We start from the raw sequence: 19688 nt of genomic DNA on the forward strand, positions 1-19688 counted from the left end.
ATTCAATAATGACTATTGTCGTCCGATTATCGGTGAAGGAGAAATTCATGTCTACTGTAAAAATATTTTCAGACAGCACTTCCGATTTGCCTCAAGGCTGGAAGGATACTTTTAATATCGGCATCGTTCCCCTTTACGTAGTGTTTGAAGAAGGAACCTACAAAGATGGTGAAGATATCACACCAGAAGAAGTGTATCGCCGTGTCGCAGCAAGCGGAGTATTGCCAAAGACGGCCGCGCCTTCGCCAGCTGACTTTATCGCCGCTTTTCATCCGGTAATTAGCCGTGGAGATGATATTGTATATATCAGTCTCTCCTCATCATTATCCTCTACATATCAGAATGCACTTTTGGCTGCTGGGGAATTCCCAGAGGGGCGTGTACAGGTTATTGATTCACAGACCTTATGTGGAGGCATCGCTCTTCTCGTTATGAAAGCTGTCAGAGCCGCTGAAAAAGGTTACAGTGCCATTGAGATTGCAGCTATGCTGAAGCAGAGTCGTAATCTTGTAGAAACAGAATTCGTGGTAGATACGCTAGATTACTTATATATGGGTGGACGCTGTTCAGGTATGCAGAATTTCATCGGTAGTCTGCTAAAAATTCGTCCTGTTCTTAGACTTGTAGACGGCAGCATCGTACCTACTAGTAAAATTCGTGGCAAAAAAGAAAAAGCCGTGGAACAAATGCTCCAGAACGCCTTGGTTAACGTCGATCGGATGGATAAAGAGCTGCTCATCGTTGTTCATACCTTAGCGGAAGAAGATGCTCGCTATCTAGAGACAGCGATACGAGAGAAAACTCAAGTGAATGAGATCGCTATCCTCAACGCAGGTTGTGTTATTGGTAGCCATTGTGGCCCACATACTGTAGGTCTCATGTATATGCTTCAAGATTAATATTCTAACGCAAATCTCCGGTCATTGCTTCGTAAGTCAATGAACCGGGGATTTGTGCGTTTACCCCTCCTGATTTGAAGTTGAATTTAACTCGACCTCTTTTTTTATGAAGGGTAACATAAACCGGAATGTTGAACCTTTATTCTCTTCACTTTCTACAAAGATTGTCCCACCCATCAGCTCAACCAGCTGCTTACAAATAGCGAGTCCCAACCCTGTACCGCCATATTTACGGTTGATGATCGGGTGCAGCTGTGAGAAGGATTGAAATAATAAATTGAGTTTATTATCGGCAATCCCAACACCTGTATCACGGACAGAGAATTCCAATAAATATTCTTTTGAATCCGAAAGTGGAATGTTCTTAACCGATAGTGTAACACTCCCATGTTCAGTGAATTTCAGAGCATTTCCAACCAGATTGACAATAATCTGTCGCAAACGGATCGGATCAGCCAGTAACGTTGTTGGAACACTCGTATCCGCCCACCACCGCAAGGCCAGCTTCTTCTCTTCGGCTTTAGGCGTAAATAAATCAATAATGTCCGATATCATCTTTCGAAGTTCAAACGATTCGGTTTGCAGTGGCATTTTACCCGCTTCCATCTTGCTGAAATCAAGAATGTCATTCAAGATCTGTAAAAGCGTGTAACTACAGCTTCGTAAAATCTCGACATACCCCCGCTGTTCTTCTCCAAGATCAGTTTCAAGTAAAAGATCTGACATCCCTATCATTCCATTCATCGGTGTCCGAATTTCATGACTCATCATCGCTAAGAAGTCAGATTTGGCTTGCGCCGCCTGTTCTGCAGATTCTTTAGCGCGAATGATTTCTTTCGCATTCGTGATATCACTAAAAGCAATAACTGCTCCTGAGATCATCCCCCCATCCATAAGAGGCGACACCCGATAATTGACAAAAAAGCTGGTTCCATCCTTACGCCAGAAGATCTCATCATCTTTCCTGCGGATAATTCCATCTGCAATTGTAAGACTAATCTGACAATCAGGGGTTGAATAACGTGAGCCATCGCCTTGGATTTGATGAATATATTCCATCAGTTTCAGGCCAACCAATTCTGTAGGCTGGTAACCTAACATATCTGCTCCCTCACGGTTAATAAAGAGCGTTCGCCCTATATTATCTAGTACGAATATTCCAGCTGAGACGGAGTTCAGAATAAGGTTCGCTCGTTTATCTTCGACTTCAGCAGCAAAAGTAGATTTGAAGTTTGACTCTAGTTCTACCTTATTCGATAATTTAGCATGAAAAGAATCTGCTAATGCGTTTAGCCAGTCATGTAACACTTCCGAATAATGATGATAGTTGCTGTTATCCACTTGTATGATCGCGAATACCCCAACAATTCCCTCGTCTATCGTTATAGGAATAAAGTTTCCCTTCACAACGTCCGCTTTGGGATTGTTCAGATCTTGCAATTCAAAGCTAGAGGGATTCCCTTGCAGGGCAGCCTCAAAACTAGCTACATCAACAAGGTATATTCTTTTAAGTGCTGTCAGACCTATATCTTGGAACGATGCTTCTGCACTGGATTCTAGACAGAACGTACGATTCGTTCCTACGCAGCGACCTTGCCGATCCAACACAAATATCAAATTAGGATGATGGTCATATAACGATTTATAAGCGCTCTCTTCCGAAAGCAATCGTGTTAGAATGGACGTCCAGTCTTTATCCACAATTCATTTCACCTCAGGCTCTCTCATCCATTATCATTACCCTAAAATGAGCGGAAATCATCTTAAATTTTAAATTCTTCTATTTTGACCATTATAGCAAATATACTTTAACCGGTCGCAGATAAACACTAAATCCCCCTTTAGAACCCGACCACGATGACTTACACATCGTACTGAGATTCTTAAGAGGGATTTCTATAAATAATTTAGGCTATATCTTTATGGTCAATATTGCGAATCGCCATATAGGCAATACCTGCTCCAATCAAGCCAAGCGAGATCGACACCGCCGCTAAATTACCTAAGCGTGCTTGATCAAATCCACCAGAAATTAGGGACGTAACTAACACCGCCGAGACGATGGTGGCAGGAACTGATTTTTTCTTCATTCCAAAGTACAAAGGAATCAGAGCAATCCCCGCTGCGTAAAATGCGTTTGCGCCTAACTTGATCAGCTCTGAAGTGATTATAGGAAGGTTTAACTCACCCGGGATAAGCCCTACAAACGAATTAAATCCTATTAGCATAGCTCCAACTACAATGTCTGACACGATGATGGCAACAAATGTGAAGGCGAACACTATCAATATTTTCGCAGTCATTAGCTTTTTACGTGAGATAGGGTACATGAAGAGAAGAGTAATCGTGTTGTTCTTATACTCATCAATCACCAGCTTGCTAATAATAACGGAAGCGAAAATAATATAAGCAGCCTTAACAAAAACGAACACACCCTCAAACATATCTGCGTAAGAAGCGAACGACGGTTCATTCTCATTTCGATCAACGAATAAAACCATAATCATAAACCCAAGAATAGCGAGATTGACGATTGCTGCCCCTGTAAGAAGAGTCTTTAGCTTATTCTTCCGAATCTCCAAAGATATTAATTTAAGCAACGCCTTCACCCCCAATCAATTGTAAAAAATAATCTTCCAGCGTATGTTGTTTCTTGCTGATGCTCTCAATCTCCACGTCTGCTAGCACTAACGCCTTATTCAGATCACGTTGTGAGATTCCGCCGTCATAGATTCTTACTGTAATATGATCAAGTACTTTGAAGTTATTGAGGCCAAGCTTGTGCTCCAACACGTACACTGCTTTGTTAATCTCATTCGTAACCACTTCGATATATTCTGTATTTTGACCGCGAATGGAATCCATCGCCACCTCTTCTACCAGAGCACCCTGCCGGATCACACCGATAGTATCAGCAATCTGCTCGATTTCCCCCAGAATATGACTAGATACAAGTAACGTCATTCCATATTCACGGCTAAGCATCCGGAACACTTCACGCATCTCTTTGATTCCCACAGGGTCTAGTCCATTAATCGGCTCATCCAGAATGAGTAGCTCCGGTTTCGTCATAAAGGCTCTGGCAATACCAAGGCGCTGCTTCATCCCAAGCGAAAATTGCTTCACCGGCTTTTTATCAATACCCGTAAGCTTTACCAGCTCCAGCGCTTCACCAATCGCTTGCGGATCATAATAGCCCATGTATTCTCCATGCAGGATCAGGTTTTCCTTGGCTGTGAGTTTATCATAGAACACTGGATATTCAATGATGCAGCCCATCCGTTTGAGCATTTCATACGAATGATTTGTCATTTTTTCATTAAAAAATTCAATCTCGCCACTCGTCAGCTTAACGAGGTTTGTGATCATTTTCATGACCGTTGTTTTGCCGGCACCGTTCGGTCCAAGAAAGCCATAAATTTCACCTTGTTTAATATTCATATTCACATTGCTAACGGCTTCTTTGCCTTGATAGGTTTTCGTTAAATTTCTTGTTCGAAGTATTGTAGTCATTTCCGCGCTCCCCTTTGTTTTCGTCTCGTCTTCCTTAGTTCTTATTGTACACAGCAGAATTTTCTTTTTTATTACTCGATTCTTACAAAAATCTTAAGCTGTACACAATTTCATTCTTTAGAAGCTTAATCTACGAAAAGAAAGGGTAAATACTGTTCTCACAAACGGTTGACTAACCAGTGTAATGGTACCATTCATCTGCTCCGTTAATCTTTTGGTGATCGTCAGACCTAGACCACTCCCTTGATATGATCGATTTCTCGAATCCTCCAGTGTATAGAGCCGTTCGAATACTTTATCCTGGTGAACTTCACTAATGCCTTTTCCCCTGTCCCAAACATCTATGTATACTTTGTTCTTATCACTATAGAGTTTCAAGCCTAATACGCCTCCGGCATCCCCGTAAGCAATCGCATTCGATAACAAATTGGTCAATATCCGGTCAAGCGCCTCTTCGTTTCCCATGAAATAAAGCGAGTCATCAGGGATTTCTATCTCCACCTCACTGCCCTTGGCGCTAAGGATATCATAGAAAGAGAGAATATTACGTCTGCACACCTCGCCTGCCTCAACACGTGAAAGATTGATTTCCCGATCCCCTGATTCCAGCTTAGCCAAGTCAAAGAACTTGTTCATCAGATGGATCACTTCATTTGCTTTTTGGTGAATCGTATTCATTATACGTTCCCGTTCCTCGGCTGGCATATGTTCATCCTGAAGAATCGTCTCAATATAACCGAGTACTACCGTTAGCGGAGTCTTAAGATCGTGGGAAATGTTCGACAGCATATTACGCATGGACTTTTCCAGCTTCACGCGCTCAATGCTTCCTTTATGATTAATGTCGAGCAGCCGATTTAGATCAATCAGCACACTTTGCAGCTCCACATTACTACTGAATAACAGCAGTCTTTCGTGTGAACCTTCAGCCATGATGCTACTTAGCTTGTCATGAATATATTTCAGGTCTCTGGAAGCTTTACGCGAATGCTGATATTGCCATACAATGACGACGAGCAGGAGTACAATGACCACACTAAGCGCCATGCTCATTATAGCTGCTCTCCCAACTTATACCCGATCCCCCACAACGTCTTGATGAACTCTGGATGGGAGGGATCATCTTCTATTTTTTCGCGTAATCTTCTCATATGTACATTAATAACGTTCTCATCTCCGAAATAATCATCTGCCCATACGCTAGCATAAATCTGCGCTTTGGTGAAGACCCTGCCCGGATGTGTAACGAACAGCTTAAGAATATGAAATTCCTTAGACGTTAACTTCACTTCTTCCCCGTTCTTTAGCGCAGAGAAATTATCCAAATCCACAGTCAGGCCACCAATGGAAATCTTTTGCTTCGCAGGAATTGGAGCTTCCGGTTGGATGGTGGGGGTAGCATAACCCGCTCTTCGAATCGCAGCCTTCACTCTTGCAGCTAATTCGATCATTGAAAATGGCTTGGTAATATAATCATCCGCCCCAAAGCCAAGTCCAAGCGCTTTATCCACATCGCTGTCCTTGGCTGACATGATCAACACCGGAACTAGACTTGTCACACGGATCGTCTGGAGAATATCAGTACCGCTGCGCTTGGGCAGCATGAGATCTAATAATACAAGATCAAAAGGATTGCTAGTACGGAATGTCCTTTCCGCTACTTCACCATCAAACGCCGTTTCCACTTCATAGCCCTCTTTTACTAAATAGGACCTAACCATTTCACTAATTGCTTCGTCATCTTCAATTAATAATATTCGGTGCATGAATGTTGCCTCCAATGATTTGAGAATAAAGATTAGTTAAAAACTTAATGTATTTCTTTAAGGTAAACGTGACTGCGGTGAATGTTTGGACTTCCGGTCGCTGTTGTCCCCAGATTTCTTGATTATATACCGTGTTTCACGGTTGAAATCCGGTGAGCCTATTCTTCCGGAGCGAGCTTTCCTACGGAAAGCTTTCAGGCGAACGCTATCGCTCCTACAGTTCAAAATCCCCCTCCGTCACTCCGTTCCCTTTTCCAAAGTTTCAAAATTCAATTTATATAGTGTAATTATTCGTAATACCCCTTAACCTCAGGCAGTTGCTTATAAATGCTTCCGTCCTGCACGATCTTAATGATCGCTTGAGCTAGTTCAGTCATCTGACCATCATCCTCAGTATTCTGGCATTCTGTCCACTGATAATGACGCTCTCCACTATTAATCTGAACCGATAAATCGTAACTTACAGCAGGTTTTCGATTACACTCGGTAGATAACTCTTTTTCACCTAAGTAATTCGCTAGTACCATTTCTTTATAGATTTGTCCACGTTCCTGTTCAGAAAACTCAAAATCACTAACCTCGACTACTTCCCCATTCTGGAGATCTTTGACCAACTTCTTCTCTATCGTATTAATTTCGTTCTTTTGGTTCACACCATACTTTAAAACAAACTCAAACTTATCTTGTTTCGTTACGTCAAAAGGAATCTGTAGCAGCTCGATCTTTGCTTGTTCGCCCTCGCAGCCCGTTAAGGTATACGACAGAAGTTTATCCGTTTCGTTTCTAACAAGGTTCTGACAAGTGTATGTGGTTACTTGGGGACTACCAAACGTATCTTCTGAATTATCATGCCGCATTTCAATCCCTTGGTCAGTATATTTCAAGTCATTAAAGATCGGATCACCCTCAATTGTGTAATGAACCACACGCTGCTTACCCGCTTTATTTTGGATAAAAGCATCCAGCTTCTTAAAATTCTTAACAATCATTCCATGGCTGTTTATCACATCTTCTTGTTCATTAATGGTAGTTGTGAATTTGTCTTCTCCATTGGATGGCTGGTTAAAGCAACCGGTTACTATAAGCGCTATAAAAATCAGAAGAATACCGCTCGATCTCATCGATCATAACCTCCTTAAACACTCTATAAGTAGAATCTTTTGTTAAAGTATACCAATAATAACGGGGGCTGGGTATCCCTTCAGAGGGATATCTGATGATAGAGAGATTGATAGAAATTTAAACTAGATAGCAAAAAAAGCCGATTGGATATCCAATCAGCTGTGCTTCTGTACCTCAGAAATCTTCTCAATATCTATCGTACTATATGCTTAACCTCTTTGTGAGTCTACGGAAATTCCTCCGGCTCTTAATGCAAGAAATGCATCAGGAACGGTGCTGCTACTGCGCCACCTAACATACTAGTCCCAAATATTGCCCAGTCATTTAAAATATGTGCAATGATCGACGTCCAGATATTCTTTGTTTTCATGTAAGCAAGCGTTAGAATAATTCGAGCGATTCCGATTCCCAGAATGGCCTGAGCAAAATTAAAATTGTACGTTTTTAAGTGTAGTGCACCAAAAATGAGCGCTGTTACGATTAATGCAATAAACACGGACGCCTTGCGTGACATTTTAAAGCCAATAAAGCAAAGCTGCATAATCGCCAGGAATGGCAAGATCGTTAACAATTCCTCGCCAATTAATTGAAATCCTGAGAAGAACAATGTCCAGAGCTTCTCACCTGTTGAAAGGGTATCCCCATGACCTAGCACCGCATTTACTGTTACAGCTCCCATCGATGAAAGCAGCGCGGCTACCCCCAACGTTACGATGAAATTAATAATAAAGAATAAAATCCCGTATAATACATGACTTACTTCAGGCTTTTTGAAGAGAATTCCTAACTTCCCTTTGGTTGCCCACACTAATGCGATTAACGGAAACAGCGTGAATAGAAACGGAGCAATCTTGCTCTGCACTTCATTAGGCATAAAAGGAATCTCTACTGTCATTGTTAAATAGCCTACAACGATACTTGCAAGGATCACTACCCATTTGCCAATAGGCATGAAATACGGCTGTCCATTATACAAAGGATAATCTACGGTTTGTTTTACTTTTGTCATGTTGCACGACCTTCCAACGCTTATTATTATACTGTGAATCCTATCACTGGAATATGAACTATAAATGAACCGACAAGTTCATTTATAATCCCTGATGAAATGCTCAATTTCTGGCCGAAGATGGAGCATAAAAATAACCAGTCACCGACATCGATCGGTAACTGGTTATCTTTGAATTATCAATTGAATCCTAAGGAATCGTCAAATAATCTCGATATTCCGATAAGCGTGTGTTCGAACAAATTTTCTGAAGAAAATATACCAATAGATGAATCAGCCAATCCCTTCTGGAGGGCGGGGCTAAATAAATCGATGCTTTTAGCAATCTGTCCGCCGATAACGATGCGGCTTGGCTGATAGTCTATAACATAGGACTTTAGCATCCTAGCCAATCGTGTTCCGAATTCTTCAAACACCTTGCAGCACAAGCTATTCCCGTTTCTTGCTTGTTCTGCGAGTTCCTTCACGTCCATTCCTTTTTCTAGAGCTCCCATCTGCTCAGCCAGGCGAAGAATTCCGCGACGTGAGAAGGCGTTATCTATGGTGCTCTCCAGGAAAGGTTTATCAAAAAGCCAACCGTCCTCGGGAACCCCTGGTCCTTCGTTCAGGATCAATGCACGATCAATAAATGCGGAGCCTAACCCTGTCCCTAAAGTTAATGAAATATATCGTTCATTTGGAAATAATCTGCTTACGCCTAAGGCAAACAGCTTCGCATCATTCTCAAATCGAATATCTGCCTGCAGCAGGTGCTTCGCCCATTCCTTATGTTGTAAGGTATTGAACCGGGTATATAATACTTCTCGTATATTCTCACCATACAACGCCTCATATTTACTAAGCCCCTGAATATAACAGATGCCTTGCTGATAATCAAAGGGCCCGGGAAAGGCGAGACCGATATTCCAAGTACAGTTTGCCGATTTCCCTAGTGTAACGGTATAAAACTGATATTGATCTTCGAATATAGAAATAAATTGCTCTATAATCACTTCGGCATCTTGATCAGCAAGTGCAGGATGCTGCTTGCAGCTAGCCTGTTGCAATTCTCCATCCACGACTAAACCAGATTTAATAAAGGTTCCTCCCACGTCTAAAGCGATCACGACTTTAGGCTTCAAAGGAGACTCACATCCCATGCCTTGGATACGCCTGCTTTCACAAGCTTACATGGCTTGTTTCCGATATTTATAATTTTATAGGCACTGAACACGGCTGGAAGGATATATGATTCCGCGTATTGTAACTCCACATATATAGATTCATCTGCACAGGATACTATACGAACCTTTTCTCCCTCAACCAAGTTATACATTACCATTTCGTTATTTGTATGGTCCACCCATGTATCATGTAAGTGCACACGATGAACATAAAACAGTAGATCTTCACGCTGTCCAAGAACATACTCCTCGTTAATCCCCTGCTTTTGCAGCAAGCTTGGCTTAGGAATCAAATTGTCCTCTACCCATGCCGTTCTTTTATCGAAATCAATATTGTCAAAGGCATGATCAATATTAATAGGACGTGGCTTGCCATCCATTCCTTTACGAAGGAAATCGTAGATTTTGAACGTAAACCACCATGTCGTAGAGGATATTTCGAGTACTAAGTTGTTCTTTCCAGAGGCATGAACAGTCCCTGTAGGAATTAGGAATAAATCCCCCTTATTCGCTTCATATTGATTAACGAAGTCAGTGATTTGAATGGGTTCACCAGTTTCTTGTGCATGGTGTACCGCGTTAAAGAATTCCTCCTTCGTACATTGTTCGGTCAGTCCCAAGAACACAGATGTATTCTCTAAATTCTCCATGATATAGTACGATTCTTGCTGTGCCATAAATTCATTAAATGTCTCACGAATATACTCCTGCTTCGGATGTACCTGGCACGACAAGCTATCTCCGTCGATGGTATCAAGGTAGTCGAAGCGAATCGGAAAATAATCACCAAACAGCCCGACAATACGATTCCCGAGAATGGCCGGATGCTCATAATGCATGACTATGAGGAAGGGGACCTCGATTATTTCGTCGTTGTATTTCAGCAAAATGGAGTTCTCCGGTGCAATCGGTTCAAAGCTCCATGCGCAGTTGGCCCACTCCTTCGGAAGCTCCGCGAATTTCTTCAAATATTGACCGCCCCATATCCCTGGCGCGAAGAACGGCTTCACACGCATAGGGGACTTGGCGATATCTGCAATCATCTGGCGTAGGGTGAAGACCGTCGTTAGCTTGGGACACTCGGGCTCATTCATATCCACGTAATAGTGGATCGAATCCAATACTTCTTTTCGGTAAGTTTCCAGTACTGGCCATTCCACAAATAGACAGATTTTATACTTCTCCACCACATCTCGGTTCCAGCTAAAGCCGAAATTCAATAAATGTGCTTTATGTTCCAATTGCTGATACTCACGAGATACATCCAAGAAGTAGGTAATATCGTAGTTGCCGTTCCCGAGCCAATAGGCCCCTGGTCCAAACGTGATGATGAAGGTTGTTTGGTGGGCAGGTAATTGAATCTGTTTTTTGTAGTTGTCTATCTTGTCTTGTGCTTCTAGGACGAAATAATCTGCAATCGTAGCATCCGAAAAATAACCAAATGCACGATTATCTGTAATATTCGCTTCAAAGAACATACGAAGTTCTTCGCTTGTCTTCACAAAACTATTGGTACCGATGAGAACCGTCTTATGCCCTTCTTGCTCCAATACATCTATGATCCTTGCCAGGACGTGCTGATATTGGGCACCATGCGTTCCGTCAATAGCTACATTAATAATACTATTGGAATTCATTGCAGCTTGTTGTAGAAGCGGGGACAGTATTGCTTCAAAACCTCGCTGGACTCCGGCTTTTGCATATGGCGTAACTGTATCTGGCTTCATTTGTTGAGTGTACCGAATAGGGTTAATAGGTCTTTTCTCGAACATAGTTGTCACTCCTATACAGTTAGTGAGCTCTATCCCGCTCATAGTGATATATTTTAGGGCAATATGCCTGATTCCAATGCCTTCCACACAAGCTGTGCGAACTGGCTGTTCGACCAAGCGAACCACTCACGTGTAAATTGGGTTGAATCATTGACATCAAATCCCTCATGCATAAATCCAGTACCAGCATCTGTCGACTCACAGATTTCAATCATCTCGAGCATTTCTTTAGGATCAACTGCGGTTAATCCCTGCATCGTATAGGCAAGATGCCATACGAATCCCGTGCTAGTATGTGGACTGCCAATGCCGCTCAGCTTCTCGCCTTTGAAGAAATAGGGATTATCCTCACTCAGGGCAAATTTGCGGGTATTCAAATATATTGGATCGTCTGGCGCACAGTAACCTAGATAGGGTGCTGACATTAAGCTCGGAGTACCTGCATCGTCCATCAATAAATGGTTACCGAAACCATCCGTTTCGAACGCATACATCTTGCCGTATTTGGAATGGTCAATGATTCCATAAAGCTCAATTGCATGCCGGATTTCTTCTTCCATTGCCGACATTCGGGCTACGAGATTTGAATCTCTATATACATATTGAGCAATTTCCTGCAATTGGTGAAGCGTTACAGCGGCGAACATATTCGATGGAATATTGAAGTGAAAGTCACACGCATCGTCGCTGGGGCGGAAGCCTGACCAGATCATTCCAACATTATTTACCGGCATCCCCAAACCGTTCTTACGTAATGTATCTATCATGATGCCGTTGTGACGTTGAAAGCGGTAGGTTGACTGCTCCTTGTGCTCCTGCTCAATCTGCCATACGTTCAACATCTTCAGTAGTGAAGTTCGGAAAACTTCATCAAAGATCCCGGTGCGTCCGGTTTCTTTCCAATATAGATATGCCAAGCGGAATGAGAAGCACATGGAATCCAGCTCAAATTTACGCTCCCATACCCAAGGCGAGCTGTCTGTCTCATCCGTTGCATTCCAATGCCAATCATTTGCAGACTCGTTAAAAGCATTCGCATAAGGATCGATTTGAATATAAAACATATGACGGCGTATTAAGCCTTCTAGAATCCGCCCAAGTTCAGCATCTTCCTTGGCAAAAGGAACATAATGAATAACCTGCTCAACAGAGTCACGCAGCCACATCGCCGGAATATCGCCAGTTAGCACAAATGTTGTTCCGTCATCCAACAGCTTAGTAGTTGTTTCTAATGTATTTGGAAAACAATTCTGGAATAATTGACGCAGCTTCGGACGATGAGCCAGACGTTCACTAGCGTCCTTCATAACTTGCTGAACCGCCTGAGGCAGAGGGAACTTATTAATTTCAATAGTAGGTAAACGATGCTCTTTCATAATTTGGTAACCCTCCCGTGATTACTATCTCAAGTAACGAGGAACAACCTCTAAGCTTGTTGAAATGATATTGCCTACGTTCGATCCAATCATGATCTCAAATTTGCCGGGCTCAACCATCCACTGCAAATCAGAACCGACAAACTGCAGCTCCCGTGGAGTAATATGAAATTGAACAACACGCATCTCACCAGGCTCAATATAAATCTTCTGAAATCCTTTTAATTCTCGTTCCGGGCGTGTAATTGTGCTAGTGCAATCTTTTATATATAGTTGAACAACCTCATGTCCAGCTACATCGCCAATATTCGTAACCTCCACGGATACAGTACAAGAATCATCCAGCTCTATTTGTGTCTGATCCAAGCGAATATGCTCGTATTGATAGCTTGTATAGCTTAGACCATAACCAAACACATATTGCGGATGAAAGTCCACCTCAAGATAGCGATGACCTCTGGAGCGTTTCTTATTGTAATAAATCGGTAATTGCCCTGGATGCTTTGGAATGGATAGTGTAAGCCGGCCGGATGGATTATAGTCTCCGAACAAAATATCAGCAATCGCATGCCCGCCCTGCTGTCCCGGGTACCAAGCCTCCAGAATGGCATCCGCATGCTCATCTACCCAAGGCTCGACAATGGGACGACCATTGATATAGACAACAATCAGTTTTTTATTCAAGCTGTGCAGCTCCTGCAGCAGATCAAGTTGCACACCGCATAAGTTCAGCTCTGCACGATCGAAGCCTTCTCCACATTCCATATCACTAAGACTAAATTGATCCGTAATGACGGCAGCCCCTGTCTTCAAATCAATCGTACCTTCACCGAAATCACGTGCACTTGATCCCCCGACAACTGCAATAATGGTATCCGCTGCTGACGCCACCTCCATTGCCTTCTCAAAGCCTGCTTTCGATGGATCTTTCACGCGGCAGCCCGGAGCATACAGCACTTCGCTGAGTCCTGCACATTTAGCGCGAATCCCGTCCAAAACGGTAATGATGTGATGACGCTCCTGTGGTGAAGTATAGTCACCCAATTGATTATAAATATTGTTGGCATTCGGCCCAATAACGGCAATCTTACCAAGTGACGGAGAAAGCGGCAGAGCCTCATCATGATTCTTCAAAAGAATGATGCCTTCACGTGCAGCTTGTCGCGCCATCTCTAAATGCAACTGTTGTCCAACGACACGCTGTGCTGTAGTCGGATCAACAAAGGGACGTTCAAACAATCCCAATTCAAACTTCGCACGCAGAATTCGTTCGACTGCGAGATCAATATCGGAAATGTCAATCAACTGCAGCTGTAATGCGTTTATTAGATATCTGCCAAATGTTTCACCAGACATCTCCATATCCACACCAGCTTTAAGTGCAAGAGTCGCCGCCTCTTCTTCGGTCTCACAAATCTGGTGACCGTGTTTAAGCTGGCTGATCGCACCACAATCCGTAATGACGAAGCCATCAAAGCCCCATTGCTCACGAAGTACCTCTGTTAATAACTCCTTACTCGAAGTACACGGAACACCGTCAATTTCATTGTAAGCGGTCATAACAGATTTAGCCCCAGCTTCAATTGCCTTCTGGAATGGCAGCAAATCCTTCTCCATTAACTCGCGTTTTCCCATCCGTACGGTGTCCGCATTACGACCACCATCCGAGCTGCCATACGCGACGAAATGCTTTAATGTTGCCAGGATCGTATGGTCTGTATTTAATGAATCACCTTGTAAGCCCATTACCGCAGCTACTGCCATTTCACTATTTAAATATGGATCTTCCCCAAAGCATTCTTCTGTTCGCCCCCAGCGCGGATCACGTACAATATCTAGTACTGGGGAGTAGGTTGCTGCCCCTCCTTGAGCGCGAGTCTCTGCAGCCACTGCTTGACAGATCTGCCGGAATAATTCCCTATTCCATGTGCTTCCGATAGCAAGCGGTACGGGAAAGACGGTGTTGCCAATCGCCATATGACCATGAGAGCATTCCTCGCCCAGCAGAATCGGAATACCCAGACGTGTATGCTCAATCGCATATTGCTGGATCAGATTCGTTACTTCTGCGCCTTCCAAAGGTGACAACCCAGTTTCCAATGATACCTCTGTCCAAGGATCTGCACGCAGCACACCATACAAAGAGCCCACGCCACCGCTTGCAATTGCTTCCTTAAATACTTCTGTCAATTGAATCTTGCCTTCTGATTTCTCATACGCCTTCCAGCCGAAGGGCTGGAGGAGCTGCCCGATCTTCTCCTCCAGCGTCATTTGAGCCAATAAATCTATAGCACGCTCATGAATCGGCAAAGATGAATCTTTATATCTCATAGCTTACAATTCCTCCCGTTCACATGAACTAGAATTGTCTCCACGCCAGGATTCCTGCATTCATCCCCCGACACATGTCGAACGATACTTCAGGGCTGTTAAACTTCTCACCCCATGTAATGTAATAGCGGAATTCATAGAAGCCGCCAAGCGTAGCTGCAAAGTTGGTTTCCCAATAGTTATTCATCACCCAGGCGTACAAGTGCGCAGGGTCCTGTTCTAGTCTTGCATCGCCATTAAGTAGACGATATTTATGCTCTAAAGCACCCACTTGAATCAACGGAGTGTCTGGCATCGCAATCACAATACCTTGTTCCTTTGAAATGTATGCAGCACCTTCGCCAACAGCCGTATAATCGGCCAAGCTGCCTGGTAATTGATCCTTGCGCAGACGAGTTAGTGCATCCATCTTATCTACCCACAGCTCCTGCGTAGAGGTTGTCAATGCGCCGCCAAACGGAAGTGAAATATACAAATTCTCAGGCTTCCATACACTTTCCTTATGCATCCGTACCGACACATCGACACGAGGACGATCCGCATACACGGTTAAGAATAAGGAATAATGCTCACAACCGGAGACTTCATAGGTCAATTGAATCATGCTATAAAGCTCTCCCTGTCCAACAATTTCTGCACTTGTCAACACACCTGTAGATACAATCGCATTCGGACCTTTCCGATTACGGCCCATAAGACGACGAACCTCCGTCATTTCGACCACCTTTGTGGCTGGCGTAACATCATATACCGGTGTGAATGCATGATGATTCCGGTCTGCACGTAGCAGCTCCTGTCCAGTCTCCTTATCCTTCCAAGAGGTGATTCCTTCACCCTTCTTCCATTCAATACGTACAAATGGTGTTTCAGCGTATGTGGATGTCACATGGAAGTCCTTTACTTCATGGGTAACATCCAAATCCAATACACGATCCGATGCCACATAATCGTTCATATATGCGGTTTTAATTGTTGGCTTAACCGCTACGATATGAAGCACTTTTTCTTCCTGAGGCTCCAGCATGACCGGAATGGTTACAATAACCCCGCGATGCGCAAGACGCAGTTGAGATGGGAGCACCTCACCTGTATTGAAATCACGCACCTCAAACCCTTCTTTAATCTGCTCGTAATACCAACCCTCAAGAATAAGATGAGCATGATCCTCCTGAACATAGCTGTAAGGATTGCAAATTTTGAACTTCATCGGCCGACCCGGTGCAAGCAGTGCATCTCCCTTGGCTTCAAGGATTTCGTACAATGCGCGATGTGCAGCGGTGCTCGCATTTGCTGCAAATGCCTCCTTACGCAAGCCCAACTCCTGAACAAACGGGTTCCAAGGCTCCGAAATGGAAGAATGATAGCCCCATGTGTGCTCAGCGAACATCGTTAATTGATATTCCATGTCCTTAATAGCTTCCGGGGAAATGATGTCATAATTAGGATCTAGTCTTCTTACCTTCTGGTACACCCGCTGCGCCTCACGGAATACTTGTACATGCTTTGGTGTCGAGCCAACCCCATCCGTCCACCAATCTGGCCAATCTCCTCGATAAACAGGAATATCTTCCGGGTGCTGTGCTGCATGGGCACGGACTTCTGCAAAGAAGTCATCTAGCGTTGCCATTTGAATTAAAATCCGGTCCCCATGCTTGGTGTTCCATTGTTGGATAAACTCTATTGCCGCCGCATTTGGCGGGTTATTATCCGTAGGCAAGCCTGAGAACATCGCCGGAAAGAAATCAAATGCATAGCCATCCTCTGTCAGACGATCGATATAACGCCCGATCCGTTGTTCAGCTATTTCAAAATCCGCGCCCTTACTCATATCGAATTCATCTTTAATCGTATATTTTCCACCCATGCCAGGTACAAGCCCCAGATCATTTCCGAACACATAATGCTCTCCGCTCCACGTCAACAGGCGATCCCCTGAAGGCATCTCCCACCAGAACGGCTGCTGCTTCTTCCAGCAAGGAAACATTCCATGATGCGTATGAATACAGGTGGACAGATTCTGGATCCCAGCATCCAGCAATACCTGACCATACCCCCAGCTGAAACCGTTAATATCTGCTGTCATTGCCGATGTTACAGGAATTTCAATGGACTGTCCGTAATCACACACCCGCGCAATCATCGATTGGAATAGCTCTTTACCAATTAATTCTGTCATATTTAGATAAGTCCCCGACAACCCGATAGCTCCCTGTCTCACGCCCTCAGCGAACTCTATCTTCTCTTGCTCTGTCGCCTGCTTCAGAAAGGTTTCAATCGGCCAAAATGTCTCACAGACCCACTTAAAGCCTTGCCATTCCGGACGACGTCCCGATTTGCTTTCACGTAAAATATGCAAGACCTGGCGAATGAAATTAACATGATACTGCTGAATTTTCTCTTGACGCTCTGTATATCCGATATCTGTATGAGAATGATGGATTGCGTATATTTTCCAAGGTCGTTTGCTGGACATCTCAATCTCTCCCTATAGTTATTTTAACTTGCTATGACACTTCGCTTACTCTACTAATTCTCGAGCGGATACTTATCCATATAGTCGAACAACTCATCCACAGTTGTGAAGGCTACGCCTGTTACGGTATCAGCACAGCCATAGTAAATTGCAATTCGGCCTGTATCGCCATCCGAAAGTGCTGCGCAAGGGAAGGTGACATTCGGCACATCTCCTACACACTCATACAATGTCTCTGGTCCGAGAATATAATTTCGTGAACGTGCTAACACCTTCCATGGTTCATGCAAATCTAATAAAGCAACACCCATCCGATATACGAACCCGTTACACGTATTTATTACACCATGATAGATCAACAACCATCCGCGATCTGTTTCAATTGGAATCGGCCCTGGACCAATTTTCTTCGATTGCCATGCAGAAGCGTCCGAATTGATCGTACCCATCACGTAACGATGCTTTCCCCAATACGTCAGGTCAGGGCTCTCACTAAAAAAGATATCTCCAAATGGTGTATGCCCCGTATCACTTGGACGGCTTAACATCGCATATTTGCCATTTATTTTGCGCGGGAATAATACACCATTCCGGTTGTATGGCAGGAAAGCGTTTTCTAATTGGTGAAAGGTTTTGAAATCATACGTATATGCGAGACCAATTGTAGGACCATGGTATCCATTACACCAAGAAACATAATATTTATCCTCGATTTTGCAGACGCGTGGATCGTAACGATACTCCCGCTTTGTTACATATTCGTCGCCTTCAAATTGGATCGGATTCTCATTAATCTCCCATTGAAGCCCGTCCTGACTGAAGCCAGCGAATATGTCCATACTTACAGATCTGGAGTCACAACGGAATACCCCTGCATATCCCTCTTCAAAAGGAATAACAGCGGAATTAAAAATACTGTTCGAGTTTAACTGTGCATCTCGCTGAATAATCGGATTATGGGTATATCGCCACACTGGAGCGTTATAGCCACTCGGCTTATCCTGCCAAGGAATATTTGATAGTGCTTCACCAATAATTTTGCTCATTTCATAAACTCCTTCCATGTATACAATTGTGATCTGCAACTACGTTTTCAGTATGTCTAACCCTACTTGCACCCCTACTTTAAATCATAATAAAGCGCATTAAAAGGGAATTTATCCTGAATCTAACGTTTGTTGACTGAAGTATCATGTTTCTTAACTAATTGAACAGGTAGCTCACTTCACGCTCTCATATAAGCCTGCATACAGTGCATCAAGCAACGTGTGTGTCCTATCACAGCTATATTCCCAGAACATGGCACCCGCAAGTTTTTCACGTTTGACATACTCACATTTATGTGCGATCGAATCTACGTCATCATAGGAAATAAACGTGTCTCCATTAAATAAATATGGTGCTTTGGCCTCATCGTCCCAATACCGTGTGTACCCATTCTGATTGATGTAATTAGCAAACAGCTCTGTATATTCTGGACCATAGCCACCCGTTGTGCCCGCCATTTGTAGAAATCCATGGTTCTTATCCGGCACCTGCTTCCACATTCGGGAATAGAACGCCACGCCAATGACGATTTTCTCTCGGGGAACGCCTGCCTGAATGAACATATTCACCGATGCCTCTGTACTGATACGATACAAATCTCCTGTCGTATGAAATAAATTCGTATGATGTCCCGTTAGAATCTGGAAACCGCCACGCATATCGTAGGTCATCAGCTGTATAAAATCCAAATATTGCTGTACTTGATCCATCTCGGTGCCATCAATGTAATACTGATCAGCACCTGCCGCAATTGTAAGCAGGTAATGCCTGCTATCCGCTGTACCTTTCACATCCAGTGCATCTCGAATCGCCTTTAATAGCAGTGTGAAATTGCATTTATCATCCGGCGACGATTTAATATCCGCTTCACTGTAACAAGGATATTCCCAATCCAAATCGATTCCATCGAACGGGAAATCCGTTACCACTTGCACAGCCGACGCTGCAAATTTCTGACGTCCTTCTTCGGTAGAGGCAGCCTCAGAGAAGCCCCCATTCCCCCATCCGCCTACGGAGAGCATCAGCGTCAGATTCGGATACATCGCTTTCATCTCTTGTAGCTGGTTCGTGCATTTCAAATGTGCTGTTGTAATTTGATCATCTTTCACATAACCAAATGCAACGTTGAGATGCGTTAACTTCATCAAGTGGTCACCCGATAACTCAGATAGTTTGGAATCACTCACGTAGCCTGCTACAATCATCTGTTGATCCAT

General features: G+C 43.6%; 15 protein-coding genes. 1 reads left to right on the forward strand and 14 read right to left on the reverse strand.

What is annotated here, in order from left to right; all coding sequences use genetic code 11:
* Window positions 1-47 precede the first annotated feature (47 nt).
* Entirely contained in the window at window positions 48-899 is an 852-nt protein-coding gene (locus ACQKMP_RS06015; RefSeq protein ID WP_076300004.1) for a DegV family protein, read from the forward strand.
* A gap of 60 nt (window positions 900-959) precedes the next feature.
* Here the strand turns inward: ACQKMP_RS06015 and ACQKMP_RS06020 are convergent, their stop codons facing one another.
* The 14 genes from ACQKMP_RS06020 to ACQKMP_RS06085 form a co-directional block, all read right to left on the reverse strand.
* On the reverse strand, window positions 960-2600 hold the full coding sequence (locus ACQKMP_RS06020; protein ID WP_427469009.1) for a PAS domain-containing sensor histidine kinase: 1641 nt from the start codon (window positions 2598-2600) through the stop codon (window positions 960-962).
* A gap of 206 nt (window positions 2601-2806) precedes the next feature.
* Window positions 2807-3499: an ABC transporter permease gene (locus ACQKMP_RS06025; protein ID WP_379422545.1), complete on the reverse strand. Its 693-nt coding sequence runs from the start codon at window positions 3497-3499 to the stop codon at window positions 2807-2809.
* Window positions 3492-4412, reverse strand: a complete 921-nt coding sequence (locus tag ACQKMP_RS06030; protein WP_427469010.1) for an ABC transporter ATP-binding protein — start codon at window positions 4410-4412, stop codon at window positions 3492-3494. The genes ACQKMP_RS06025 and ACQKMP_RS06030 overlap by 8 nt, the downstream gene beginning before the upstream one ends.
* 117 nt (window positions 4413-4529) lie before the next feature.
* Window positions 4530-5465, reverse strand: a complete 936-nt coding sequence (locus ACQKMP_RS06035; protein WP_042186307.1) for a sensor histidine kinase — start codon at window positions 5463-5465, stop codon at window positions 4530-4532.
* The gene (locus ACQKMP_RS06040) at window positions 5465-6178 is read right to left on the reverse strand and encodes a response regulator transcription factor (RefSeq protein ID WP_427469011.1); all 714 of its coding nucleotides are present in this window, start codon (window positions 6176-6178) and stop codon (window positions 5465-5467) included. Before ACQKMP_RS06040 ends, ACQKMP_RS06035 begins: the two co-directional genes overlap by 1 nt.
* Before the next feature lie 287 nt (window positions 6179-6465).
* Window positions 6466-7299 carry a DUF4362 domain-containing protein gene (locus ACQKMP_RS06045; RefSeq protein WP_379422553.1) on the reverse strand — a complete coding sequence of 278 codons (834 nt, stop codon included), beginning with the start codon at window positions 7297-7299 and terminating at the stop codon, window positions 6466-6468.
* Window positions 7300-7547: 248 nt separating this feature from the next.
* A complete protein-coding gene (locus ACQKMP_RS06050; RefSeq protein WP_427469012.1) occupies window positions 7548-8309 on the reverse strand; it encodes a CPBP family intramembrane glutamic endopeptidase in 762 nt (253 codons plus the stop codon).
* A 179-nt stretch (window positions 8310-8488) separates the two neighbouring features.
* Entirely contained in the window at window positions 8489-9430 is a 942-nt protein-coding gene (locus ACQKMP_RS06055; protein ID WP_427469013.1) for an ROK family protein, read from the reverse strand.
* On the reverse strand, window positions 9427-11244 hold the full coding sequence (locus ACQKMP_RS06060) for a class I mannose-6-phosphate isomerase (protein ID WP_427469014.1): 1818 nt from the start codon (window positions 11242-11244) through the stop codon (window positions 9427-9429). Before ACQKMP_RS06060 ends, ACQKMP_RS06055 begins: the two co-directional genes overlap by 4 nt.
* Before the next feature lie 53 nt (window positions 11245-11297).
* Window positions 11298-12620 carry a glycoside hydrolase family 125 protein gene (locus ACQKMP_RS06065; RefSeq protein WP_427469015.1) on the reverse strand — a complete coding sequence of 441 codons (1323 nt, stop codon included), beginning with the start codon at window positions 12618-12620 and terminating at the stop codon, window positions 11298-11300.
* Window positions 12621-12644: 24 nt separating this feature from the next.
* Window positions 12645-14951, reverse strand: coding sequence for a glycoside hydrolase family 3 N-terminal domain-containing protein (locus ACQKMP_RS06070; protein WP_379422561.1), 2307 nt, complete (start codon window positions 14949-14951; stop codon window positions 12645-12647).
* 28 nt (window positions 14952-14979) lie between these two features.
* Window positions 14980-17424: a glycoside hydrolase gene (locus ACQKMP_RS06075; protein WP_427469016.1), complete on the reverse strand. Its 2445-nt coding sequence runs from the start codon at window positions 17422-17424 to the stop codon at window positions 14980-14982.
* Between the two features lie 53 nt (window positions 17425-17477).
* Window positions 17478-18470, reverse strand: a complete 993-nt coding sequence (locus tag ACQKMP_RS06080) for a glycoside hydrolase family 130 protein (protein ID WP_427469017.1) — start codon at window positions 18468-18470, stop codon at window positions 17478-17480.
* A 174-nt stretch (window positions 18471-18644) separates the two neighbouring features.
* Window positions 18645-19688 (reverse strand): glycoside hydrolase family 18 protein, encoded by a 1044-nt coding sequence (locus tag ACQKMP_RS06085; protein ID WP_427469018.1) that lies wholly within the window; start codon window positions 19686-19688, stop codon window positions 18645-18647.

This window comes from Paenibacillus sp. NPDC101420 (assembly GCF_050277435.1).
Lineage (GTDB): Bacteria > Bacillota > Bacilli > Paenibacillales > Paenibacillaceae > Paenibacillus_AQ.

Coding starts and splice junctions, on each gene's coding strand:
- ACQKMP_RS06015 (WP_076300004.1), top strand. CDS start 48: ATGTCTACTGTAAAAATATTTTCAGACAGCACTTCCGATTTGCCTCAA.
- ACQKMP_RS06030 (WP_427469010.1), bottom strand. CDS start 4,412: ATGACTACAATACTTCGAACAAGAAATTTAACGAAAACCTATCAAGGC.
- ACQKMP_RS06035 (WP_042186307.1), bottom strand. CDS start 5,465: ATGAGCATGGCGCTTAGTGTGGTCATTGTACTCCTGCTCGTCGTCATT.
- ACQKMP_RS06040 (WP_427469011.1), bottom strand. CDS start 6,178: ATGCACCGAATATTATTAATTGAAGATGACGAAGCAATTAGTGAAATG.
- ACQKMP_RS06045 (WP_379422553.1), bottom strand. CDS start 7,299: ATGAGATCGAGCGGTATTCTTCTGATTTTTATAGCGCTTATAGTAACC.
- ACQKMP_RS06050 (WP_427469012.1), bottom strand. CDS start 8,309: ATGACAAAAGTAAAACAAACCGTAGATTATCCTTTGTATAATGGACAG.
- ACQKMP_RS06060 (WP_427469014.1), bottom strand. CDS start 11,244: ATGTTCGAGAAAAGACCTATTAACCCTATTCGGTACACTCAACAAATG.
- ACQKMP_RS06065 (WP_427469015.1), bottom strand. CDS start 12,620: ATGAAAGAGCATCGTTTACCTACTATTGAAATTAATAAGTTCCCTCTG.
- ACQKMP_RS06070 (WP_379422561.1), bottom strand. CDS start 14,951: ATGAGATATAAAGATTCATCTTTGCCGATTCATGAGCGTGCTATAGAT.
- ACQKMP_RS06075 (WP_427469016.1), bottom strand. CDS start 17,424: ATGTCCAGCAAACGACCTTGGAAAATATACGCAATCCATCATTCTCAT.
- ACQKMP_RS06080 (WP_427469017.1), bottom strand. CDS start 18,470: ATGAGCAAAATTATTGGTGAAGCACTATCAAATATTCCTTGGCAGGAT.
- ACQKMP_RS06085 (WP_427469018.1), bottom strand. CDS start 19,688: ATGGATCAACAGATGATTGTAGCAGGCTACGTGAGTGATTCCAAACTA.